This window comes from Bythopirellula goksoeyrii, from assembly GCF_008065115.1.
In the GTDB taxonomy this organism is placed as follows: domain Bacteria; phylum Planctomycetota; class Planctomycetia; order Pirellulales; family Lacipirellulaceae; genus Bythopirellula; species Bythopirellula goksoeyrii.
Genome location: NZ_CP042913.1, coordinates 2,182,738 through 2,206,675 on the forward strand (window position 1 = coordinate 2,182,738; position 23,938 = coordinate 2,206,675).

Genomic DNA, 23,938 nt, shown 5'->3' on the forward strand with positions numbered 1-23,938 from the left:
AAGGTGCGGACATGAAACGAAAAACGTCAGTCGCGTCAACGCTGAGTCTATTCGTTGGATTAACCATCACTTCGACCGGAATTGCACAGGCACCCAAGATGAAATACTCCACCGAGATTCCGACGAATGTCGTCACCCCCGATCGGACGGAAACACGCCTCGGGGCTTTGGAGTTCGTTGATGGATTCCCCACCGAAGCGACTGCGGAGAAGGTGTGGAACCACATGGACTTCTCCCGCGCCGTCGAGGCCATGATCATGACCACGCCCGCGGCCTCGCTGCAGGGATTTCGCAAAGGCATCCAGAAGTGGGGCCCGGACAACGAGACCATGATCTATTGGGGCGGGCGTCTGGATTCCAAAGGCTTGCTTCTGACGGGCAATACCACCGTGGTCTACACATTCATGTGGATCGACCTCAAGGATGGCCCCATGGTCATGGAGACCCCGCCCAACGTGTTGGGCATCATCGACGATGCTTGGTTCCATTACGTCTGCGATTTCGGCAACGCTGGCGATGACAAGGGCAAGGGCGGGAAGTTCTTGTTGGTGCCGCCCAACTACAAAGGCGAATTGCCCACCGAAGGCTACATCGTCAAGAAGTCGAAAACCTACGGCCACTGGCTGGCAATGCGCGGTTTCATGACGGACTTCGATCCGGTTCCCGTGGTCAAGAACATGAAGGAGCATTTCCGTCTCTATCCGCTGGGTAGTGAACCGAAGGAAGTCAACTGGGTCAACACAGCGATGAAGGACTTCAACACCCTGCACGCCCAGGATGAGACCTTCTTCGACGAGGTCAACATCACGGTCCAGGAAGAGCCGAACTCGGCCGAGAGTTCCGAGATCCTCGGGTTGCTGGCCTCCATCGGCATCCAGAAGGGCAAGCCTTTCAAACCGGACGCCCGCATGAAGAAGATCCTCGCTGAGGCCGCCGCAGTCGGCACCGCCGCGCAGCGCACCATCCTCTTCCGCAACCGCGACACGGAGGACACCGCGATCTGGCCGGGCAGCAAAAGCTGGGAGCTAGGCTTCGCTGGTGGCAGCTACGAGTTTCTCAACGACGGCGTCAGTCTGATCAATTCGCGTGTCCGCTTCCACTTCTACGCTACCGGCATCACGCCCGCGATGGTCAAACCACCTGTCGGAGCGGGATCCCAGTATGTGATGGGACTGCGCGACGCCGAAGGGAATGCCCTCGATGGCAGCAAGACCTACAAGATCCACATTCCTGCCAACGTTCCAGCCGAGCGTTTCTGGGACATCACTGTTTACGACAACCAGACCCGCTCGCTGTTGCAAACCGACAATCCCTACCCGGGCGTCACCAGCATCGACAAGGCGACCGTACAGAACGCGGACGGTTCTTATGACGTCTACATCGGCCCGAAGAAGCCCGACGGAAACGTCAACTGGATTCAAACCGATCCATCTAAAGGTTGGAACATGCTGTGGCGCATCTATGGTCCGACGCAAGTCTGGTACGACAAAGGTTGGAGACCGAGCGAGATCGAACTGGTTGATTGATTGTATAAGTCAAACGTAGGCCAGGACCGGTTTTGGCCTACATCACTTTTGAGGAATGAAAAATGTTTGATGTCTTGAAACAAAGTGTGTTCACCAGCATCGGATTGGCGAGCCTGACCAAGGACAAGGTTTCGGAACTTGTGGCCGAGATCAAGGAACAAGCTGACTTGACCGAGCAACAGGCCAGCGAGTTTCAAGAAGAGGTCGATCGACGAAGCGACGAAGCACGCAAAAACTTGACCGAATTGGTGGATCATCAAATCGACAGCGCGATGATCCAGATGGGGTTGCTCAAAGCCGAGGCTCGCAAGGCAGCAGACTCGGCTAGCGATACCTTTCAGACTTTTGTCGATCAACGTGTTGATGAAGCTCTTCAGCGAATCGGCGTCGCTCGCACGGAGGATGTTGAATCGCTCACGCATCGGCTGGAGTTACTCGAAAAGAAGGTTAACGGCTAAATCTCACATTCTTGGGATGGTGAATCAACATGGACTTACTGAACCTCAATCAACATCGCGAAGAAGGCAAGCGCCTGGCGGAAATCGTCCAGGTGCTGGGTCGCTATGGATTGGCAGATTGGTTCGCCAAGATTCCGCTGCAGTCGGTTCGTGATCTGTTGTCGAGCAAGGAAACGCAGGCGATCGCGGACTTGCCCGTCGGCGAACGACTGCGGTTGGCTCTGACGGAGCTGGGAACGACCTATATCAAACTGGGGCAAGTCCTCAGCACACGAGCCGACCTGGTCGGACCTGATATCGCGACGGAACTGCGAAAGCTGCAAGCCGATACGCCCGCTGACACGGCGGACGTTGTTCGGCAAACGATCATCGAAGAATTAGGGCAGGCACCGGAGGAACTGTTCACTGAGTTTGAAGCCGAGGCGTTTTCTTCGGCATCGGTCGGTCAAGTGCATCGTGCGAGATTGGCTGACGGACAGCAAGTCGTCCTGAAAGTCCAGCACGCGGGCATCCAAGAAACCGTTCGCATCGACCTGGATTTGCTCGGAAAGCTGGCGAAGCTGTTGGAAGAGTACGTGCCGGAGTCGAGGAATTTCCAGCCGGAGGCGACGACTCGCGAGTTTCGTCGCACGCTGCTGCGTGAACTGGATTTCACTTGCGAACGCACCAACATGGAGACCTTCACTCGCAACTTCGAGGGCGACGAAACGGTTCACATCCCCACAGCGTACAAGGATCGCTCCAGTAAACGCGTGCTGACGATGGAGTTGCTTGACGGGATTCCGGGATCAAAGCCGGAACGACTGGCCGAGGCGGGCGTGGATTTGAACCTTCTGGCCAAAGATGCTGCCACGATCTTCATGAACATGATTTTTCGTGACGGTTTCTATCATGCGGATCCGCATCCGGGAAACTTCTTTGTGCTCGACGGTGGCGTGGTCGGACTGCTCGACTGTGGCATGGTCGGTCGGCTTGATGATTCCACGCGTGAGTTGTTTGAAGACCTGCTGTTGATGCTGATGCAGCGAGACGCCGAAGGGCTTTCCGATACTTTGTTGCGTGCCGGTTCCGCGCCGGCCGACGTGGATCGAGTGGCGTTTCGAGCCGATGTCAGTGATCTTTTGGTGCAATACGGATCACAGTCGCTGGAAGACTTTGATATCGGTGGAGCAATGGATCAGTTGATGGACATTGTTCGACGGCACCATGTTGTGATGCCATCGGCCGCGTCGCTGCTGCTAAAGACATTGGTAATGCTGGAAGGGACCGCCCGTCTGCTCAGTCCGACCTTCAGCCTCAATGACGTCATCGCACCGTTCAAAGACCAGTTGATTCGGTCTCGCCTGGACCCCAAACGCTTAGCTCGCCGACTGCAACAGTCGATGCGTGACGTGGATCGTCTGGTGCGAAATGGTCCCCGAAACATCGCCGACATTCTCGATCGTGCGCAATCCGGCAAGCTGCAGATGACACACGAGGTTAACAACCTCGAACTGGTCGCCAACCGCATCGTCGGCGGGTTGCTGATCGCTTCGGTGCTGATCGCGTCAGCTGTGCTGCTAAGTCACAAAGTTCCGCCACTTCTGTTCGGGGAATCTGTTGCCGGAGGCCTGGGCTTCCTGGTGGCGGCCGGATTCGGCACTCGTCTGCTTTGGCGAATCAGAAGAGACATCAGGTAACTTCTAAATCAAAGAAACGAAATGACGAAACACTTTTTCTTCAACCACGACTCTATGAGAGAAAAAACGATGTTATCGAGACTTCCAATTTCGCGAGTCGCCATTGCGCCCATCGCAATCGCATTTGCCCTGACCACGCACGCCCAAGCGCAGTCGCCGAAACTAAAAATGACCACCGAGATCCCTGATGCCTACACGGCTCCGGATTCCGTGGAGACCTCCATCGGGGCTCTCGATTACTTCGACGGGGTTCCGTCGCCGGAGACCGTGAAAAACGTCTACGACTACCTCGACACTTCGCGAGCCGTGAACGTCTATCTCAATTCGATCCCCGCCCTTTCTGTCAACGCCCTGCGCGAAGGGCAAGCGGCGATGGGCGCAGACGCCTGCCATAAGATCTGTATCTGGGACAATCTGATGGACTCCAAGTCCATCCTGCTGACCGGGAATACTTCGACCATGTACGCGGTTGGATTCCTTAACCTGCTCAAAGACGGCCCGACCGTTGTCGACTTGCCGCAGGGAATGCTCGGCATCCTCGACGACATGGCTTTCCAATACATGGTCGACCTCGGCGTCGCGGGTCCTGACAAGGGCAAGGGCGGCAAGTACCTCGTGCTTCCTCCCGGCTACAAAGGTGATGTCCCCGAGGGCTACTTCGTTGTCCCGTCGAAAACCAGTGGAGTCTGGGTGTTCATGCGCGGCTATCTCGATAAGAGCATGCCGATCGCACAAGCCGTCCCGGCCGCGTCGAAAAACATCCGCAGCACGCTGAAAGTCTACCCGCTGTCAACTGCGGATGCCCCCCCGGCCACCGAGTTTATCAACGTATCCGGCAAGGACATGCACGTGATCCTTCCGAATGATTACAGCGCGTTTGAAAAACTGCATGGACTGATGCAGACCGAACCCGAGTCGTATCTCGGCCCGGAAGCCAGGGGAATGATGGCGGCGATCGGTATCGAAAAGGGCAAGCCTTTCGCTCCGGATGCACGCATGAAGAAGATCCTGACCGACGCCGCCGCGATTGGTAACGGCGCCGCCCGCGCCATCAGCTACTTCCCGCGTGATCCCGGCAACCTGACCTACAAGGACAGTGATGCCTGGGTGACTGCCTATGCGGACAAGGACACCACCTTCACACGCAACGGAGCCTATCGCCTTGACCCACGCGTGCTGTTCCACTTCGGCTACATCTGTGTCTCGCCTGCGATGGCGATGACCGTGGCCGGCAAAGGATCGGACTACTCGATGGGAATGCTCGATTCCGAGGGCAAGGTTCTGGATGGCTCCAAGACATACCGGCTCCGGATTCCGCCGAACCCGCCAGCCAAGGATTTCTGGGCGATCACCATGTATGACACCCAAACCCGCTCGCAGCTTCAAACGGACCAGCAGTTCCCGACGAAGGGAAGTCAGGACAAGGGAATCAAGACCAACGCGGACGGATCGATGGACATCTACTTCTCGCCGAAAGCGCCCGCAGGCCAGGAAGGCAACTGGCTCCAGACCATCCCTGGAAAGAGCTGGTTCATCGCCCTGCGCATCTACGGCCCCGAACAACCCTGGATCGACCAAACCTGGCGACCGGGCGAGATCGAACTCGTGAAGTAATTGACAACCATGAAAGCAAAACACGGCGGCAGGATTTCTGCCGCCGCCTGCACCAATCAAAACACCGCGAGTCGGCTGGGATCACCGGACTGGGATTCGTGAACTGAAACGTAACTTCAAGAGAGAAATACGATGAAATCGAAACAGCTCGGCGTCACAATCGCTGCTGGTCTTTTGGCGGTCAGCCTGGTGGCACCCGCTTTTGCGCAGCAATCCGGCGAAAGGAATCTGTTTGAGTCGGCGGGCAGCAAACAGACAGCCAAAGATTTCAAACCGGCACCCGACAAGATGGAAACCAAATTCGGCACGCTGGAGTTTGAAGGCGGTGCGTTTCCGACAGAAGCCTCGACGCAAAAGATCTACGATGAAATGGATCGGCAGCGGGCCACTCAGGCGTATATGGATTTCTATCCGTCGCTCTCGCTCTACAGCATCGTTAAATCGCAGATTCGCGACTTCGGGTTCAAGTCCGCTTCGGACGTCGGCGTCATGGCCGATTTCATGACACCGACTGAGAACTACCTGACCGGCAACAATATCACGGTGTACGCCTTTGCCTCCATCGACTTGAAAGTTGACGGCCCCACCGTCGTGGAGATCCCGCCGGGAATGTATGGCAATGCCAACGACGCTGCTTTCAAATACCTCACCGACTTCGGTCCCACCGGACCGGACAAGGGCAAGGGCGGCAAATATCTCTTCCTGCCTCCAGGTTACAAAGGCGAAGCTCCGAACGGCTATTTTGTGTTCCGCTCACCGGGCTACCGGATCTGGGCGATGATGCGCGGCTTCGGCGAAGTTGGCAATGGCGATCAGGCCGTGAAATGGTTCAAGGATCGTCTCAAGGTTTACCCTTTGGCTACGGGGCCCCGCGAACATACCGCCGTCAATTGCTCCGGGATGGGTGCGAATACTCTGCCTCCGGAAGACGGTTCCGTGTTCACGATGTTGAACGAGATCATCCAGTACGAGCCAACCGAATTGTTCGACAAGGAATTATTGGGCCGACTGGCCACGTTGGGCATTGAAAAGGGCAAGCCCTTTAAGCCGGACGAACGCATGCAAGGCATCTTCGACACGGCAGCCAAGCAAGGCGTCGCCATGTCGCGAGCGATCGTTTACGCATCGCGCGATCCGGAGATTAAGTATTGGCCGAACCGGCACTGGGAAAAAATGTTCATCCGCAACACCGAGTTCGTCGATGACGGTCACGACGACATCGACGCCCGGACGCTCTGGCACTATCAGGCCATTTGCGTTTCACCGAATCTGCTTTCGACAACAGCAGGCGTTGGCACTTCCTACTTGACCGCGTTCAGGGACAAGAACGGCGTCTATCTACTCGGTGACAAGAACTATCGACTGCGCGTGCCGGCCAATCCGCCTGTCAAACGCTTCTGGGCGGTAACTGCCTATGACCCAATCAGCCGAAGCCTGCTCGGTTCGGGAGGAAACATAAACGTCGGCAGCACGGGCAAACCCGACATCAATGAGGATGGCTCAGTAGACATTTACTTCGGCCCGACAATGCCTGAAGGCAAAAAGAACTGGATTAAGACAGATCCTGACAAGGGATTCTTCGTGGTCTTCCGATTCTATGGCCCACTGGAAGGCTACATCGAAAAGTCATGGGTCCTCAACGACTTCGAGTTGCTGAAGTAAGTCAAGAAAGACAGCAAGTACAAACACAGAACGAATTACTAAGAAAGAAAACCATGAAAATACCAACACGATTTATCGCAGGATTGGTTGCAGTTATCGCTTGCAGCACCATGCTGTCACGAGCTTCGGCTCAAACCGTCCAGGAAACCTATTTGGGTGATCTTGAATTTCAGGGCCAAACCATTACCAAGGAGACGGCTGAGCTTTTGCATCGCCGGATTCTTCAGCAGCGGGCCACCCAACTGGTGACTTGGGCGATGCCGATGATGAACTTCAACACGCTTTATCCGGCGATGTTGAGCAACCAGAAGATGAGTGAGAACGACGTCTTCTTCAGTTTGTGTGACGGCTACGATGGCGTCTATCCGTACATGACCGCGAACGTGACCACGCCTTACACGATCGCAATGTCGGACCTGTCAAAGACCGGACCTGTGGTACTCGATCTTCCCGCTGGAGAAATCTACGGCGTGGTCAACGACGCCTGGATGCAGCCGATCAAGGAGATCGGTTCGGGTAAACCGGAGACCCTGTTACTGCTGGGTCCCGGTCAAAAGGCGCCCGAGGATTTCAAAGGTGAAATCGTCCAGTCCAATACCTTCCTGGTGCTTTACTTCTACCGGGCGCTCGGCACAGGGGACGAAGCAAAGAAGTTGAGGACGGCCGTTCAAGCCTACAAGCTTTCGGAAGCAAAGAATCCGCCGAAAACGAGTTTTATCAAGTACGCGCCCAAGTCGGGTGACAAGGTCGAGTTGAACACTCAACCGCGCGATATGCGCTTTTGGGAGTTGGTCAACGAGTACGTGCAACGCGAGCCGATGGCAGACCGCGACCGCTTCTTCTACGCCTGGCTCAAGGACCTCGGAATCGAAAAAGGCAAACCCTTCAAACCGACTGCTCAGCAGAAAGAGATTTTGCAGCAAGGCCTGGACGTTGGTATGGCCATGTCGCAAGCGATCTCCTTCAACAAAACCAGGGAGATGTTCCCAACATCACTCTATGGCAAGGATTCCGGTTTTGAAGACGCGATGGCCGGGATGAATCCGAAAATCGATCTGCCGACCTACTCGCAGTTCAACGAGCGGGCATCCTACGGTTTTGAGGCGACCACCACGTCGGCCGGCATGGTCTCGCGGGTGGCAGGTAAAGGCTCAGCCTATCTGGGCAGTTACTACGATGCCGACGGCAATGCACTGATGGGGGGCAACAACTACAAGCTCCACGTCGGCCCCAATCCACCGGCAGCCAACTTCTGGTCGGTTACCGTCTATGACATCGAGAATCGATTGATCATCCGCAACGAAACCAAGCGGTCGGATCGTTCATCCCGCACGGAAGGTCTCCTCAAGAACGACGACGGATCGGTTGATATTTACTTCGGTCCAACAGCGCCCGAGGGCAAGGAAGTGAACTGGATTCAGACGAACAAAGGCCAGTCCTTCTTCGTTTACCTGAGGCTCTATGGCCCAGAGCAAGCTTACTTCGACCAAACGTTCCCGATGAGCAAGATTGAGCAAGTGAAATAGGCAATACCGGAAACTAACGTGGCTGTGGCTTCCAGCCGCAATTTAGTTAGGAGGACACTGCGGCTGGAAGCCACAGCCACGTAAAGACACCTAAGTCAAAAAAACTAATACCAGAGTAAAGACCATGAACATGAAACAAATATTCCATACGAAATCAGGGCTTGTTGTAGCAACGCTATTGATGACAGGCATTCTGTGTGCAACGACCGGGCTGGCTGTCGCTCAAGAAACGAAGGACACGCATAGGCCTGAGATGAAGATGACCACGGATATTCCGAAGGACATCACGACTACTGACAAGGTGCAAACGCCGATTGGCGAATTGCAGTTCTTCGATGGCATTCCGATCGGCGACACCAAGGAGAGCGTCTACGACTACATGGACCGAGCCCGCGCGGTGATGGTCTATACCAACATGCTCCCTGCGGTATCCACCTATAGTTTGCTGCAGGGAAGCCGCGACATGAATGCGGGTAACTCCAATCAGATCCTGATCTGGGAGCAGCTGGCTGATTCCAAAGTGCTGGTGCTCACCTTCAACAATACGTCGCTGTACACCTGGGGATTTCTGGATCTTGAGAAGGACGGCCCGACTGTGATCGAGATTCCGCCCGATGTGTTGGGAATCCTCGATGACGGCGACATGCGTTACCTCAGCGACATGGGAGCCGCCGGTCCGGACAAGGGTAAGGGTGGAAAATACCTGGTGTTGCCGCCGGGCTACGAAGGAGACGTGCCGGAAGGCTACTTCGTGGTCAAATCCACCAGCTACGTGGTGTGGAATTTTATGCGAGGTTATGTCCGGGGAAGTGTGACCAACCCGGCCGACGTCAAGAAGGCTGCCGACAACGTCAAGAACAACTTGAAGGTTTACCCGCTGGCAAAGAAAGACAACCCTCCCAAGATGGAGTTCACGAACATGACGGGGAAGCACTACAACACGATTCCCCCGAACGACTTCAGCTACTTTGAGCGACTGAACGAGGTGATCCAAAAGGAACCAATCTCCTTCATCGACGCAGAGACTCGCGGCTTGATGGCGGGTATCGGCATCGTCAAGGGGCAGCCTTTCAAACCGGACGCACGCATGAAGAAACTGCTCACCGAAGCCGTGGCGATTGGCAACGCCTATGCTCGAGCCAACACTGTCTATCCTCGTGATCCGGGCGCTCGTATCTATGACGACAACAGCGAGTGGGTGATGGGATACGCGGGCAAAGACTGCTTCTTCCTCAAGGACGGAGCTCGGCGAATCGACGCGCGTTTATGGTTACACTACAACGCCATTTGCGTGACTCCCGCGATGGCGCTTACCAAGCCTGGCGCAGGTTCCGATTACGGGATCGCCGGGATGGATGCGAATCATCAACCGCTTGATGGCGCCAAAACCTACACGTTGCACCTGCCTCCGAACGTGCCGGCCAAGGACAACTGGTCGGTAACGATCTATGACCCGCAGACCCGCAGCATGCTGCAAACGGATCAGCCGACCGCCGGCGTGAACAGTCTGAGCGGAAAAGTAAAACCCAACGACGACGGTTCCTTCGACATCTACTTCTCACCGACAACGCCCGCGGGCAAAGAGGGAAATTGGATTCAGACGATCCCTGGCAAAAGCTGGTTCATCATTCTGCGAATGTACGGCCCGCTCGAGCCGTGGCTCAACAAGACCTGGCGTCCGAGCGAACTGGAGCTCGTGAAGTAAGTGGCTGGGGCTTCGAGCCCCGGTTGAGAAAGAACGCTGCGGCTGGAGGCCACAATAACCCTATCAGGTGTCGGTGTTCAACAACCACCGACACCTGAATTCTGGCAAAAAGGAAAAACCAAAATGAAAACCAAAATGAAAACAATGATACTCGCCTGGTCCTGCCTGCTGGCAGCAGGTCTGAGTGTTACGCAGAATGCGGTGGCCGAGGAAGAGGCCTCCAAGCCCAACATCGTCCTGATCAACATGGACAACTTCGGTTATGGCGAACTGGGATGCTATGGCGGAGGTATTCTCCGAGGCGGGGCCACGCCACGCATCGACAAATTGGCTGGCGAAGGGATGCGGTTGTTGAATTTCAACGTCGAGGCACAGTGTACGCCCAGTCGGGCGGCTTTGATGACCGGTCGCTACGCGATCCGCACGGGGAATGGTTCGGTGCCGCTTTCCGTCGCCGACTACGGTTTGACTCAGTGGGAATACACGATGCCGGAAATGTTGAGCGATGCCGGCTATGCGACCGCCATGTTCGGCAAGTGGCATCTTGGGCAGTCGGAAGGGCGTTACCCTACCGACCAGGGATTTGACGAATGGTATGGGATTCCGAATTCAACGGATGAAAGCCTCTGGCCCGCTCAGCAGGATTTCCAAAAGTATGCAAAGCTGGCGGAGAAAACCGGCAAGAATCCGATGATCAAGGAAGAGCACATCTACACGGCCAGGAAAGGCTCTCCGGTAAAAGCGGTCAAGGTGTATGACATTCCGGCAAGGCGAGAGATTGACCGGGAAGTTACCGACCATGCCAAGGACTTCATTGGGCGTCAGGCGAAGGCGGGCAAGCCGTTCTTCCTGTACCTGCCGTATACGCAGACGCACATGCCAAATCTTCCTAGCAAAGAGTTCGAAGGGAAAAGCGGAAACGGCAATTGGGGCGATGTGTTGATGCAGATTGATGCCTACACCGGCGAATTGCTCGATACGCTCGAACATAACAAGATCGCGAAGAATACCATCTTCATTTTCACAGCGGACAACGGAGGCGAAATGGTACCGGGTTACGCTGGCTGGAATGGGCCCTGGAGCGGTTCCTATTTTACGGGCAGGGAAGGTTCGTTGCGGGTGCCGTTTATCATCCGCTGGCCCGGTAAGGTGCCGGCCGGCAAAGTCTCCAACGAGATCGTTCACCAGTTCGATCTCTTCACGACTTTTGCGAGTATTGCAGGAGGCAAGGTGCCGCAGGATCGCGTGATTGATGGTATCGATGTCTCTGATTTCCTGCTTGGAAAGTCAGAGGAGTCCGGACGTGAAGGTTTTGTTGTGTATGTCGGAAACGATGTCCACGGCGTGAAGTGGCGAAACTACAAAATGCTGTTCAAGGAATTGGAGGGCGATCGGGGAACAGGAAAATTGAACGTCTTCCCGATGCCCCACTTCTACAACCTCTTTGCCGATCCCAAAGAAGAGTATCCCGTCACCCAGCAGATGGCGGGGCGTCTGTGGTACCGATGGGGATTGGGCCCAATCCTCGTAGAGCACGAAAAATCGCTGGCTGCAGAACCACCGATCAAGCCAGGTACACCGGACCCATACGTTCCAGCGAAGCAAAACAAATAGCAAAGCGTGAAGTCGTAGCACAGGCTGGCAGCTTGCACTACGACAGTTATTTCCCGCTGGTTCTAAGCACCTTCGATGAAGAGGTTTCGCGTTTCCCGCCCGACAAGGTTGCCTAGTCGGAATAACCGCGTCCGCAGATCGCTTTCAGACTGCTGATCGTCCATCAATCTGCATCGTCGTATCAATTGTGACGATAGCGACTGAACGACGGGTTGCGCGAGAGTACGTGCGCGTAACTTGGTATTTGTTTTTTGGAAAGAGACCGGAGCATCTTGCCCCAGTAATCTGCGGCTGGAAGCCACAGCCACTACCAGTCACGTCGAAATCAACTTTGATCGCAAGGAAGCGAAGCCCTGCTAGGTTCACATCAAAAAAAGCTACTTCTGTTGACTCTCGGACTTTTCATCGGCGTGCAAGTCTGTCTGTCCGCATGCTTACCCCAACAAGCGGCGGCGCAGTGCGACGCTTCCTGCGATTCACTGTTCGAGGCGTCAGACTGTGGTAGCTCATGGTGGGAACGCTCAACCTTATCCGGGGACTGGTGTGGCCTGAGGTCGTGCCTTGAGGATAAAGGTTACACGTGGGACATCTACAACACCAATTTCTACTCGGGCATTACAACCGGCGGACTCGAGCAAACATTCCGATACCGCGGCCGGGTCGATATGCTCCTGAGCATCGATGGTAAAAAGGTTGGTTTATGGGATGGTCTGACGTTCAACCTGCACGGTGAGTCGGTGTTTGGCAGCTCGATCAACCAATTTTCTGGAACAATTCTGCCAGTCAGCACGGCGCAAATACTACCCGACGGAAATCGCTCGGTCACGGCGCTCACGAACGTAACTTTTACGCAGGCACTGAGTGAATCCGTCTTGGTGCAAGCCGGAAAAATCAACACACTCGATGGTTTTGTTCAGCCGTTCACCGGAGGAGCAAACGGTATAGACGGGTTTCAAAACCTTGCCTTGTGTTTCAATCCAGTCCTTGTATTGGCGTTTCCGTACTCATGTTTCGGGGCCGGAATGGTCGTACTCGATGAAAACCAGGAAGCTGTCTTTTCGGCGTTCGTCTACGATACCAATAATACGCCGACAGTGAGTGGCTTTGATACGTTCTTCGATAATGGAGTGTCGACGTTTGTTTCCGGTACCTTGCCGACAAAGTTTCTGAACAAGCCAGGGCATCAGATGGTTTATGGATTGTACAGTAGCGGGACGTATAACAACCTCGATCCCAATCCCTATTTTGACCCGAGCGGGGGACTGGTTTTGGCAAACCCTGACAAAACTGGTTCGTGGTTACTGGCGTACGCATTTGACCAGGCTCTCTACGTTTCGCCGGATGATCCAACGCATTCCTGGGGTGTCTTCGGAAACCTCGGGATCGCAGACGATAATCCAAATCCATTTAATTGGGCTGCGAACATAGGTATCGGTGGTTCGAATCCACTGGGCAATCGTCCGCAGGACACCTTCGGAATCGGCTACTTCTACACCGGTGTCAGCGAACCATTGAAACAGTTGGCTCCAATTCTGTTGCCACTTCGAGACGAGAAGGGTGTCGAGATGTTTTACAACGTTGGCGTGACCCCCTGGTGCCACGTCACGGCAGACCTGCAAGTCGTCGAACCGTCGCGCGAGCGTGCCGATACACTGCTGATGTTTGGATTGAGAGCCAAGATCGATTTCTAATCCGGCCTTCGCAACCGACCGACGATCCATGTCGACCACTCTAGCTGAGGTCAAACAGTAGATTCGAGAAGTCAAACCGACGGTGCAAATCTTCGACGCGACTTTCGGCCGGATTCCGATGGAGGTGTTGCTTGGAGTGGAGCACTCGCATGAGTCGTCACCCGATGACCAGTCTTCGTCGGCGCACGATCATCATGATCTTCAGTTTAAGACGTGGACTTACGAGTCTAGCGCGCCAATGAATCTGGGACTGTTACAGCAGCTGCTGAATCACCTGCGGCCGGCAGGCAGTCCAGGCGATTTTGCAGTCCATATGATGGCGCTCATCGCCCGACGAATCCGCTCCAGGGGCCACCAGATACCATCAAGAACTCGCCGCGCAACTAGCGGGGGTGTTCACGACCTCCGCAGGAAATGGAAGTTAGCTGGCGCAGCGGTCGCGCCACCGACTGCAACTCGCAGATTCCGGAACTGAAAGAAGTTGGACCAACTTCAGCAGCTTAGCCTGTTGCCCAACTGCTGGCGGTGTTGACTACCTCGGTAGATGCGCCACCACATTGACCACAAGTTGTTCCTGTTTGTCTACGTTCCGCGCTGGTCTCACGTCCGTGCACCAGGTGTGCGTGTGCTGTGTCGCTTAGATTGGAACGATTGCGCGCTCATGAGATCTCGTCATGGGTCTCGAACGGCTCTCCGCTGTCCTGTCGCAGCATGTCCATTCTTGGAACCAAGGGGCCCTTAGCGCAAAATCCTGCTGCACTGGTCCTCACATCTCTTATAGCAACTCGGCCGGTGTCAGCCCGATGCCGAACCAATACCCCTCAATTGCAACGGCGGCAAGGCTTCCTCTAAAGTTCCTTTCGCCTTCGGCCAAGCAAGCAGTGCCTCGGCCACCATCCATATCTGCAATAGAATCGTGACCGTGCCGACGGAAAAGAGTAGATAGTTGCCTTGTTGCCACCAGCCGCTGGATGGGTTGAACATGTTCCACAGCAGTGCCCAGAGGGGCATGATGATCATCATGACCATTGGCAGCACGATGAACCACACGGGCTTGTTGCGGCGGGCCAGATAGAACACGGTTACCATGAAAGCCAGCCCGGCCAACAGTTGGTTGGTCGCACCGAATAGGGGCCAGAGATACTGTCCGCCGGTGCCGTAGGGGGCGGGTGGTCCCCCGGGCGCGCTCGGGCCGCGCATGAGTGCCAACCCCAAGGCGGACCCTACAGCTATTGTCGTCGCTACGTACTTATTGGCCAGTGGCGGAAATTTGACTACGCCGGCCAACTCTTGGACAACGTAGCGTTGCAGGCGGGTAGCCGTGTCGAGCGTGGTGGCAGCGAAGCAGGCAACCAGCATGGCAATGAGGGCGATGGCATAGCGTTGGGCGATTCCCAGGGCACTGAGGAAATTGGCCCCTCCGTCGACAAAAGCTCCCACCATTTGGCCGAGTCGAAAATTGCTCCAGCTTCCTGAGGAATCGTAGCGGAGATGCCAGGCATCACTGCCGAGGATCGGGCTGCCTGCCGAGTTTACTGCGACTTGATACGTGCCGTCTGTCTGGCGATCGAATTTTCCCATGCCGACTCCAGCACAGCAGGCGAGAATCACCAGAACAGCTAGCGCTCCCTCCAAGAGCATCGAGCCGTATCCCACCGAGAGAGCATCGCTCTCTGAGGCAACTTGCTTGCTAGTGGTCCCACTAGAAACCAAACAGTGAAATCCGCTGATGGCTCCACATGCTATTGTGATGAATAGGAACGGCCAGATCGGCGGTGCGCCTGCGGGGATTTCCTTGGCGACTGCCGGCGCGCTGGCCACGAGTCCCGCATGCCCTGACAGTCCCGCTGCGAACATACCGCATAACAACAGCAGCAAGGCAACAACCAGTTGCAAGCTGTTAATGTAATCACGTGGTTGCAACAACAGCCACACCGGCAGCACGGAGGCGAAAAAACAATAGACGAACAGAATCGCGGTCCAGACCACCGTACTATTTCCCACGAGCGGGTGATCGGCGACATCAGGGAGCCATTGCTGCAGGTTGATCGGAAGCGAATCGGCACCGACTACGACCCCTAAGTACAGTAAGCCCAAGGCCCCCAGCGAGGGAAGTAGCAAATTGCCACCGTGTCGGCAACACCACAGCCCAATCACTACCGCCAATGGCAGCGACAGCCATACGCTGAGTACCGACTGGGGATAGATCGAAAAGATTGACGCGATCACTTGCCCGAACACAGCCAAGACAACGGTGAGTGCGAAAAACAGGATCAACAGAAAAATGACGCTGGCTCGAGGTGAGATCAGTCGGCCAGCAATTTCTCCGACCGTTTGCCCTCGATTGCGCAGGCTGACCATCAATGCGCCAAAATCATGGACCGCCCCGATGAAAATCGACCCAAAGACGACCCATAAGAGTGCCGGCAACCAGCCCCAGAAGACGGCGATCGCGGGCCCCACGATCGGTCCCGTGCCGGCGATACTGGTGAAATGATGCCCGAAAATGACACTCCGGCGGGTCGGTACGAAATCGACGTCGTCCCGCAATTCCTGACTGGGGACCACCGCCTGGGGATCGACTCCAAACACTTTCCGAGCCAGCCAGCGGCCGTAAGTGTTATAGGCAATGATGAATCCCAGAAAGGAACCAAGGGCGACGAGCAGAGTATCCATGAATAATAAGCAGTAATGAAAATGGAACGAATGTTGTCAAAAGCAATAAGACCTTTGGCTTGCATTATCATAATACCACCCCAGGTCTGATGGAGAAACACAAACAGCAAGGCGAAGGAAACGTAGAGTCGGGCTCCTCCCTTGAATACCCAATTTTAATGCCCAATGACCATAACACTGGGGTTACCTGCCAGAATTGGTCCTTGGCAATTGAACCTTGGTCATTTTGCCACTTGTACGGACTCGATTTGAACTTCTCCCCAATCGTCCGGGGGATTGGTTTACGACCAGTGCGCGGAGACCTATAATCGCCGCAGTCAACAATCTACTCGCATTTCCAACTCGATACTGGAAAGCAAGAACTTTATAGGAAAGGATGTCAGCTGTGCCCGAAAAAGTAGTCATCGTGGGAAGCGGCCCCGCCGGCTTTACGGCGGCCATCTATGCCTCGCGCGCCAATTTGGAACCTTTGCTGTATGAAGGGGCCGTCACCGAGGAAAATCGTTTGGATGGCACGCTTCCCTTGGGGCAGCTCGCCTTAACGACCGAGGTGGAGAATTACCCTGGCTTCCCAGCGGGAGACCTGAGCGCCTACCTCAAATCGTCGCTTCCCGAAGAACATCAGTGGCTCGTTGACATGCATCAGAAGGAAGGGTGCTCGGGCCCCGAGTTGATGCATTTGATGCGTCGTCAGGCGCAGAATTTCGGCACGCGGATAGTTACGGATGATATTGCGGAAGTCGATTTCAGTGGCCAACCTTTCAAGCTTAAGTCGCTCGAAGGTAAGGAAGTCGAGGCCCATGCCGTAATCATTGCCACTGGAGCTCGTGCCAACTATTTGGGACTTCCATCAGAAGAAGCATACAAGAATCGCGGTGTGAGTGCCTGTGCCGTATGTGACGGAGCACTACCTCGCTTCCGCAATAAGCCGGTCGTAGTCGTTGGCGGTGGAGACTCGGCTGTCGAGGAGAGTGACTATCTTTCTAAGTTTGCTAGCGTTGTGTATCTCGTGCATCGCCGCGACGAGTTGCGGGCATCCAAGATCATGGCAGATCGTGCCAAAGAGAATCCCAAGATCGACATCCTCTGGAATAGCGAAGTCGAAGAAATTCTGGGCGACGATCAGAATGGCGTGACTGGGGTAAAAATTAAATCGACAGTCGACGATAGTTTTTCTGAAAAAGAAGTTGCCGGCGCCTTTATGGCGATTGGCCACACGCCGAACACACGATTCTTGGAAGGCAAACTGGAAATGACTGCCAAGAAATATCTCAAGTGGACTGTTCCCTTTCGAACGAAGACCAGTGTCGAGGGCGTCTTCGCTGCGGGAGACGTGGCCGACGATTACTATCGTCAGGCGGTTACCGCAGCGGGTACAGGTTGCATGGCGGCTCTGGACGCCGAACGCTGGTTGGCGACAAAGGGAATTTGACAATACAAGAGCAAGGAAGTTGCCATGGAAAAGCTCTCCGTTCGAGAGGCAAGACTCGCCGATGCGATTGGCCGTCAGGCCTTATTGCAGGGGTGGATTCGTACGCGCCGCGACAGCAAGGGGGGCTTCAGCTTTCTGGAACTCAACGACGGCAGTTGCCTCGCCAATATCCAGGTCGTTGCCGATGGCGATCTGCCCAACTATGAGTCCGAAATCAAACATCTCTCGGCCGGTTGCAGTGTTTCGGTGCGAGGTGAAATCAAGGCATCGGGGGGCAAAGGGCAGGCGACGGAACTACACGCAGCTGATGTGACCGTCCACGGCTGGGCCGATCCAGAGGAATTTCCCCTCCAGAAGAAGCGCCACTCGATGGAAAAGCTCCGCGAGTGGGCTCATTTGCGACCGCGCACCAATACTTTTGGTGCCGTGATGCGCGTTCGCAATCGCATCTGTCGGTCGATCCACGATTTTTTTCAAGAGGATGGCTTCCTCTACATCCACACGCCGATCATCACGGCGAGCGACTGTGAAGGGGCCGGCGAGATGTTCCGCGTGACCACGCTTGACCCGGAAAATGTGCCCCGTGACGCCAAAGGGGCGGTCGATTTCTCGCAGGACTTTTTCGACCGGCCTTCCTATCTCACCGTGTCAGGCCAGTTGGAAGGCGAAATCTACGCTACAGCATTGGGGAAGATTTACACCTTCGGGCCCACTTTCCGAGCAGAGAACTCCAACACTTCGCGGCATCTTGCTGAGTTCTGGATGGTCGAACCTGAGGCGGCTTTCTTTGAGCTAACTGACAACATGAATCTGGCTGAGCGGTTCTTGAAGCGAATTGTCAATGATGTGCTGGCCAACTGCGAGGAAGACATGCAGTTTTTCCACGAGCGGATTGACAAGACCGTAATGGAGAGCCTGCAAACTATCGCAGAACGCAACTTTGAACGACTCAGTTACACCGAGGCGATCGATATCTTGGAGAAGTCTGGCGAAAAGTTTGAATTCCCCATCGCCTGGGGGACCGATTTGCAAGCGGAACACGAACGATTTCTCACCGAAAAACACCTGAAGGCACCCGTCATCCTCTATGACTACCCCGCGGCAATCAAACCATTCTATATGAAAGTGAATGAAGGCGAGGTGGAGAACCGCCGCACCGTCCGAGCGATGGATGTACTGGTACCACGCGTCGGCGAAATCATCGGAGGCAGTCAGCGTGAGGATCAACTCGATGTGCTGACCGCCCGCATGGAAGAGCAGGGGCTCAACACGGCGGACTACTGGTGGTATCTCGACCTGCGGAAATTCGGCACCGTGCCGCACTCAGGGTTTGGACTGGGACTCGAGCGCATGGTGCAGGCGGTCACCGGCATGGCCAATATTCGCGACGTGATTCCGTTTCCACGAACGCCTGGGAATGCGGAGTTTTGACTCACGCCGCCCCGTTAACACGCCGCGGATTGCGATACAGCACTTCGGCCAGTAATTCCGGTGAACCTTGGAAACCGGTCCTCTCAAAATGCCAGAGGTCGTCGGTGGGTACCATTTCCTCATCCAGTGGCCACGGATCGAACGGCTCGTAGCCGAGAGCTGTCGCAAGTTGAGAGGAATCCATCGTTACATTCCCCGCACGGGGTGGAATCGGTCCTGCTTCGATGCGTGGGCAACCGTGTAACAGTGCGGGGTCGTATCCGCCGACGCGGTTGATTACCTGGGCGATCTGATAGAGCGAAAGTCGCCGTGGTCCCCCGGCATGAAAAAGCCCAGCCACGTCGTTTGCCAGTAGCGATTCATACACGCCGTTCAGGCAGTCGGTGTAGGTGGGTGTGCGGACTTCGTCGAAGTAAAGTGTAGCGGGCCGGTTCTTGGCAAATCGCGACTGGATCCAATCGATTGCTCCCGCGTGGCCATTGAAACTAATGCCCATCGGGAGGGAAATCCTCAGCGTGCAGGCACTTGGCATCGAATCGAGTATCAATTGCTCGGCGGCCACCATGGTTGTGCCGTACACAGTCACTGGATCGGTTGGATCGCTTTCCGTATAGCCGGGCCAATTCAATGGCATGAGGTCCCTGCCTGCATACACCAAATCAATCGAGGTATGCACTAACCGTACTTCGCGATCACAGCAGATGGACAACAGTGTGATCATCCCTTCGACATTGGTCCGCCAAGCAAGCCGTGAATCGAGTTCGCAAGCCTTGAGTGCGCAATTGCCGGCGCAATTGAGAACGCTGCGGAACTGGTATTTGTCGAACAATTCGACGAGCGCATCCCGGTCTTCGGCGTTGCAGGCTTCGATTCCGGGACCCGTGAGTGGCCAGTTGTCTGCCTGGCGAATCCCGATTACTTGGCCAGGATAGCGATCTTGGAAATAGGCCAGCGCGTTGTAGCCCGCCACCCCGGCGATTCCGGTGATCAACAGCGGCAGGGAGATAGCACAATCGGTATGAAGATGGGTATCAGCCATAGTGATACGGATTGTAGCAGTTGTCGGTGTTTTGGTGTACGCAGCCAGCAGCCTGTTTTTGACTCTCCCCCTGCAAAAGCTAGGTTTGTTGACCCACTCCATGAGAAGCCTGTTGTCCCCTCGTTCACCCGATTGGCCTACGATGTCACAATCTGCCCCTCAGACTTTGCCTCCGCACCTAACCCCAGAAATGGAAACGGCTGCGGACGCAATTCTGCAGCGTTTGCAGGAAACGGAACAGACGGTTCGCGATGCGATTGCGAGTGATAACTCGGTCGCCATTGAAACCGAATTGTCGGTAGTCATGCCTTGCCTCAACGAGGCAGACACCTTGGCAATTTGCATCGAAAAAGCCCAGCGAGCTATGCGCGGGGCTGGTATCGAAGGGGAAGTGATTGTTGCCGACAATGGTAGTACTGATGGGTCCCAAGAGATTGCCAGGCGATTGGGTGCCCGAGTTGTGCCTGTAACGGAAAAGGGTTACGGCAACGCTCTGATGGGTGGCATTCGCGCTGCACTCGGTGAGTATGTCATCATGGGAGATGCCGACGATAGTTACGACTTCCTGGAAATTCCCAAGTTTGTTGACAAACTGCGGGCGGGCCATGAATTAGTGCAAGGCTGTCGGCTGCCCAGTGGTGGCGGCAAGGTGCTACCCGGAGCGATGCCTCCTTCGCATCGCTGGTTGGGTAACCCGATGTTCTCCTGGCTCGTACAGCGGATGTTCAACGCACCAATCCACGACGTGTACTGCGGACTCCGCGGTTTCACTAAGAAGCTCTACAATCGACTCGATCTTCGCTGCACGGGAATGGAATTCGCCACGGAGATGATCATCAAGTGCAGCCTGTTCGAGGTGGACATCGCTGAAGTTCCCACGACTTTGCATCCCGATGGTCGCAAGGCCCATGCCCCCCATCTGCGGACCTTTCGCGATGGATGGAGGACGCTGCGGTTCTTCTTGATGTACAGTCCTCGTTGGCTGTTCTTGGTTCCGGGAATCGGACTTGCGATTGTGGGACTCGTGGGGTACTTGCTAGCCATGCCGGGAACCAGTGTCCTAGGGGCCACGCTCGATGCGCATACTTTGTTGGCGGCAAGTCTCTCGATACTCTTAGGTTTTCAATTGGTGCAATTCGCCGTGTTTGCCAAGACATTTGCCATCTCGGAGGGACTACTTCCCGACGATTCTCGATTGGGCGGCTTCTTGAAAGTGATGAGTCTAGAGCGTTGTCTGATCGGAGGCACTTTGGCATTTTGCGCGGGGACTGGGTTGCTGTTGACGGCCACTGGTTCCTGGTGGAAGGCTGATTTCGGAGCACTCGACTACTCCACGACCATGCGTTGGGTCATCCCCGGCGTGACCTTGGCAGCCCTCGGTTTTCAAACCATCTTTGCCAGCTTCTTCGTGAGCATCCTGCGAATGGGACGTCGCAAATAGCCGCAAACGTATGCGAGGCAACACTCATGATCATGGTCGACGAAACAAGTACGTCTATCTCGGAAAGGTTGCCCGAATCGGTGCCTGTAGAGTTCGACGACTACGCAAATGAATATGAAGAGGCCCTGCAAACCGGACTGCAAGTTTCGGGTGAGCATCCCGAGTATTTCGCTCGGCGTCGAATTGAATGGACTCATGCACTGCTTGATTCCAGGGATATCGAAATCAACACCGTCCTTGATTTTGGTTGCGGTGTGGGCATCGCGGCCCCCTTGCTAAACGAAATCCTGAATCCGCAGTGCATATGGGGTTTCGATCCTTCGACTGCAGCTATTGCCAGAGCTCGTCAGGATCGACCCGGTTCGCCGAATCAATTCGTCGACTGTGCCGACGAGCTTCCTTCGGCGGAATTCGACTTGGTCTACACCAACGGAGTATTCCATCATATTCCCCCTCGTGAACGAGCAACGGCATTTGCGACAATTTGGCGCACATTGCGTCCGGGTGGGTGGTTCGCCTTCTGGGAAAACAATCCCTGGAATCCCGGCACAAGATTGGTGATGAATCGCATTCCCTTTGATCGCGACGCCATTACGATTTCCCCCTACGAAGCGAATCACCTCCTACGCCGCTCAGGTTTCAACCCGGTTCGTACTGATGCCTGGTTCCTATTTCCTCACAGACTGCGCGCTCTGCGACCTCTGGAATGGCTCGTTCATCGAATTCCCTTCGGGGCCCAGTATCTTGTGTTGGCGCAGAAGCCACTGACACTTGAGGGGCAATGAGTGACGCAATGCAGAACACCGAGTGCCAATACTATCGGAAACGGCTGAAGCGATGGGCAGGCTCCAACCCTACTGGATCGATACTGTTAGTCTGTTTCATCAGCTTGTTGATCGGGTGGGGGCTCTCCCAATTGCATCCCCCCGTGCCAAGTGTGCATGATGAGTTCGCCTATTTGCTCTCTGGGGACACGTTCGCGGAGGGGCGGCTCACGAATCCGCCACACCCGATGTGGCAGCACTTCGAGACGATGCACGTTATCCATCAGCCGACGTACGCATCAAAATATCCTCCAGGCCAAGGTGTGATGTTGGCTCTCGGGCAGGTTGTGATGGACCAACCCATTGTCGGTGTCTGGGTTATGTCCGCACTGGGAGTGTTAGCCAGCTATTGGATGTTGTTGGGATTCGTTCCTGCACGATGGGCAGTTGTGGGAGCTAGCCTGCTCGTGATGCTCCCAGGCTATCAGATTTACTGGGGACAATCCTATTGGGGTGGGACACTGGCCTGTATTGGTGGCGCGCTTTTGCTTGGCTCAATCCCGCGACTGCAAAAATCCTTGCACATCAAAAACGCGATAGTCTTTGCGGGTGGAGCCTTGATACTAGCAGTTACCCGGCCTTTCGAGGGAGTTGTACTATTCCTTCTCGCTGGAGGTTGGCTGGTGGTCGGCTGGATACGCTTGGGATGGCCCGCTTGGCGTCCGCTTGTCTTACGATTCTTGCTACCAATGTTCGGAATCCTTGGCGCAGGTACGTGGGCTTTGGCAACCTACAATACGGCCGTCACAGGGTCACCTTTTGTCATGCCGTATCAGGTGCATGATCAATCCTATGGAATGTGTCCCCTATTCTTATGGCAAGCGCCACAGGAAGATCGCCAGTATCGTCACCCCGCCATGGACAAGTTTCATCGTGAATGGGAGATGCCTTTTTATCGCGATCAACAATCCTTGAGTCAAATCCTGCAGGCAAAGTGGATAATGCTACAAGTGCTCGGAAAGATATTGTTGCCGATAGTCGCAGCAATTCCTTTGCTTGGAATCTTGTGGTGGCGAGGTAGAAATCTACGCGGGCCTCTGATTGTGCTTTGCTTGTTTTGGCTACTTACTCAGGTCACGATTTGGAACCTCCCTCACTACTTGGCACCAGGACTTGCTCTTATTCTGCTTGTTGTGGTGTATGGCCTGCGAAATCTCAACGTTTCAACTCACCAGTGGCAGTGGCCGATAAGTCCAGTCGCGCTCTTACTTGTTGGGCAGATGCTCCTTTTCGTGGGGGAAGCCTGGAAGTATGCAACCATGCCACTCGATGATTGGCAGTATGTTCGCCAGAACCGGCAAATTGAGTTAAGCGAAATGGCGGGTAAGCAACTCGTGTTTGTCGACTACGAAACGGGCCACGATCCCTTGCAGGAATGGGTCTACAATCAGGCCGACATCGATGCTTCCAAGGTCGTATGGGCCCGCAGTATGTCAGAGGAGGAAGACCTCGAATTGCGAGAGTTTTTCTCCGATCGCAAGGCGTGGCGTTTATCAGCCGATGCCGATTCGCCGAACTTGCGACCGTGGAATTACCCGCAGGTAAAATTGGATATCACAGCAAGCCGCTAAACTAGGTCACCGAATGTAAGGGTGATACTTGCACCTGCGGGTCTGCACT

16 protein-coding genes are annotated in these 23,938 nt (G+C 55.1%); 14 read left to right on the forward strand and 2 right to left on the reverse strand.

The features are described from left to right. The first annotated feature begins 11 nt into the window (after positions 1–11). The 9 genes from Pr1d_RS08665 (at position 12) to Pr1d_RS08705 (ending at position 13,475) form a co-directional block, all read left to right on the forward strand. Complete coding sequence (locus tag Pr1d_RS08665; RefSeq protein ID WP_238476660.1) at positions 12–1,526, forward strand: DUF1254 domain-containing protein; 1,515 nt, start codon at positions 12–14, stop codon at positions 1,524–1,526. A 62-nt stretch (positions 1,527–1,588) separates the two neighbouring features. Then, a complete protein-coding gene (locus tag Pr1d_RS08670; protein ID WP_148073166.1) occupies positions 1,589–1,984 on the forward strand; it encodes a phasin family protein in 396 nt (131 codons plus the stop codon). Between the two features lie 29 nt (positions 1,985–2,013). Further along, positions 2,014–3,663 carry an ABC1 kinase family protein gene (locus tag Pr1d_RS08675; protein ID WP_148073167.1) on the forward strand — a complete coding sequence of 550 codons (1,650 nt, stop codon included), beginning with the start codon at positions 2,014–2,016 and terminating at the stop codon, positions 3,661–3,663. Positions 3,664–3,684: 21 nt separating this feature from the next. After that, positions 3,685–5,277: a DUF1254 domain-containing protein gene (locus Pr1d_RS08680; protein WP_148073168.1), complete on the forward strand. Its 1,593-nt coding sequence runs from the start codon at positions 3,685–3,687 to the stop codon at positions 5,275–5,277. Positions 5,278–5,409: 132 nt separating this feature from the next. Next, on the forward strand, positions 5,410–6,939 hold the full coding sequence (locus tag Pr1d_RS08685) for a DUF1254 domain-containing protein (protein WP_148073169.1): 1,530 nt from the start codon (positions 5,410–5,412) through the stop codon (positions 6,937–6,939). Positions 6,940–6,992: 53 nt separating this feature from the next. Then, positions 6,993–8,465, forward strand: coding sequence for a DUF1254 domain-containing protein (locus Pr1d_RS08690; protein ID WP_168205131.1), 1,473 nt, complete (start codon positions 6,993–6,995; stop codon positions 8,463–8,465). A gap of 130 nt (positions 8,466–8,595) precedes the next feature. After that, positions 8,596–10,170: a DUF1254 domain-containing protein gene (locus Pr1d_RS08695; RefSeq protein ID WP_148076310.1), complete on the forward strand. Its 1,575-nt coding sequence runs from the start codon at positions 8,596–8,598 to the stop codon at positions 10,168–10,170. Positions 10,171–10,293: 123 nt separating this feature from the next. After that, positions 10,294–11,784, forward strand: a complete 1,491-nt coding sequence (locus Pr1d_RS08700; RefSeq protein WP_210417927.1) for an arylsulfatase — start codon at positions 10,294–10,296, stop codon at positions 11,782–11,784. A 386-nt stretch (positions 11,785–12,170) separates the two neighbouring features. Continuing rightward, entirely contained in the window at positions 12,171–13,475 is a 1,305-nt protein-coding gene (locus Pr1d_RS08705) for a carbohydrate porin (RefSeq protein WP_238476661.1), read from the forward strand. Positions 13,476–14,270: 795 nt separating this feature from the next. On the opposite strand, the gene Pr1d_RS08710 is transcribed toward Pr1d_RS08705, so the two are convergent. Next, on the reverse strand, positions 14,271–16,151 hold the full coding sequence (locus Pr1d_RS08710) for a carbon starvation CstA family protein (protein WP_148073171.1): 1,881 nt from the start codon (positions 16,149–16,151) through the stop codon (positions 14,271–14,273). Positions 16,152–16,527: 376 nt separating this feature from the next. On the opposite strand from Pr1d_RS08710, the gene Pr1d_RS08715 reads away from it, so the two are divergent. Together Pr1d_RS08715 and asnS are read left to right on the forward strand one after the other, a co-directional pair. Then, positions 16,528–17,583, forward strand: a complete 1,056-nt coding sequence (locus tag Pr1d_RS08715; RefSeq protein WP_148073172.1) for a thioredoxin-disulfide reductase — start codon at positions 16,528–16,530, stop codon at positions 17,581–17,583. A 24-nt stretch (positions 17,584–17,607) separates the two neighbouring features. Beyond that, positions 17,608–19,014 (forward strand): asparagine--tRNA ligase, encoded by a 1,407-nt coding sequence (gene asnS, locus Pr1d_RS08720; RefSeq protein WP_148073173.1) that lies wholly within the window; start codon positions 17,608–17,610, stop codon positions 19,012–19,014. A gap of 1 nt (position 19,015) precedes the next feature. On the opposite strand, the gene Pr1d_RS08725 is transcribed toward asnS, so the two are convergent. Further along, complete coding sequence (locus Pr1d_RS08725; RefSeq protein ID WP_148073174.1) at positions 19,016–20,053, reverse strand: SDR family oxidoreductase; 1,038 nt, start codon at positions 20,051–20,053, stop codon at positions 19,016–19,018. A gap of 142 nt (positions 20,054–20,195) precedes the next feature. Here Pr1d_RS08725 and Pr1d_RS08730 point away from each other — a divergent pair, with 142 nt between their 5' ends. From Pr1d_RS08730 to Pr1d_RS08740, 3 genes are read left to right on the forward strand one after another with little or no spacing between them, the layout of a single operon-like run. Then, positions 20,196–21,494 carry a glycosyltransferase family 2 protein gene (locus Pr1d_RS08730; protein ID WP_210417928.1) on the forward strand — a complete coding sequence of 433 codons (1,299 nt, stop codon included), beginning with the start codon at positions 20,196–20,198 and terminating at the stop codon, positions 21,492–21,494. Positions 21,495–21,520: 26 nt separating this feature from the next. Next, positions 21,521–22,279, forward strand: a complete 759-nt coding sequence (locus Pr1d_RS08735; RefSeq protein WP_148073175.1) for a class I SAM-dependent methyltransferase — start codon at positions 21,521–21,523, stop codon at positions 22,277–22,279. Continuing rightward, positions 22,276–23,889 (forward strand): hypothetical protein, encoded by a 1,614-nt coding sequence (locus tag Pr1d_RS08740; RefSeq protein WP_148073176.1) that lies wholly within the window; start codon positions 22,276–22,278, stop codon positions 23,887–23,889. The genes Pr1d_RS08735 and Pr1d_RS08740 overlap by 4 nt, the downstream gene beginning before the upstream one ends. Positions 23,890–23,938 lie beyond the last annotated feature (49 nt).

Excerpts from the sequence above, each read along its gene's own strand:
- Pr1d_RS08670 (WP_148073166.1), top strand. The coding sequence starts at position 1,589 with ATGTTTGATGTCTTGAAACAAAGTGTGTTCACCAGCATCGGATTGGCG.
- Pr1d_RS08690 (WP_168205131.1), top strand. The coding sequence starts at position 6,993 with ATGAAAATACCAACACGATTTATCGCAGGATTGGTTGCAGTTATCGCT.
- Pr1d_RS08685 (WP_148073169.1), top strand. The coding sequence starts at position 5,410 with ATGAAATCGAAACAGCTCGGCGTCACAATCGCTGCTGGTCTTTTGGCG.
- Pr1d_RS08695 (WP_148076310.1), top strand. The coding sequence starts at position 8,596 with ATGAAACAAATATTCCATACGAAATCAGGGCTTGTTGTAGCAACGCTA.
- Pr1d_RS08735 (WP_148073175.1), top strand. The coding sequence starts at position 21,521 with ATGATCATGGTCGACGAAACAAGTACGTCTATCTCGGAAAGGTTGCCC.
- asnS (WP_148073173.1), top strand. The coding sequence starts at position 17,608 with ATGGAAAAGCTCTCCGTTCGAGAGGCAAGACTCGCCGATGCGATTGGC.
- Pr1d_RS08680 (WP_148073168.1), top strand. The coding sequence starts at position 3,685 with ATGACGAAACACTTTTTCTTCAACCACGACTCTATGAGAGAAAAAACG.
- Pr1d_RS08665 (WP_238476660.1), top strand. The coding sequence starts at position 12 with ATGAAACGAAAAACGTCAGTCGCGTCAACGCTGAGTCTATTCGTTGGA.
- Pr1d_RS08725 (WP_148073174.1), bottom strand. The coding sequence starts at position 20,053 with ATGGCTGATACCCATCTTCATACCGATTGTGCTATCTCCCTGCCGCTG.
- Pr1d_RS08740 (WP_148073176.1), top strand. The coding sequence starts at position 22,276 with ATGAGTGACGCAATGCAGAACACCGAGTGCCAATACTATCGGAAACGG.
- Pr1d_RS08715 (WP_148073172.1), top strand. The coding sequence starts at position 16,528 with ATGTCAGCTGTGCCCGAAAAAGTAGTCATCGTGGGAAGCGGCCCCGCC.
- Pr1d_RS08710 (WP_148073171.1), bottom strand. The coding sequence starts at position 16,151 with ATGGATACTCTGCTCGTCGCCCTTGGTTCCTTTCTGGGATTCATCATT.
- Pr1d_RS08700 (WP_210417927.1), top strand. The coding sequence starts at position 10,294 with ATGAAAACCAAAATGAAAACAATGATACTCGCCTGGTCCTGCCTGCTG.
- Pr1d_RS08730 (WP_210417928.1), top strand. The coding sequence starts at position 20,196 with ATGTCACAATCTGCCCCTCAGACTTTGCCTCCGCACCTAACCCCAGAA.
- Pr1d_RS08675 (WP_148073167.1), top strand. The coding sequence starts at position 2,014 with ATGGACTTACTGAACCTCAATCAACATCGCGAAGAAGGCAAGCGCCTG.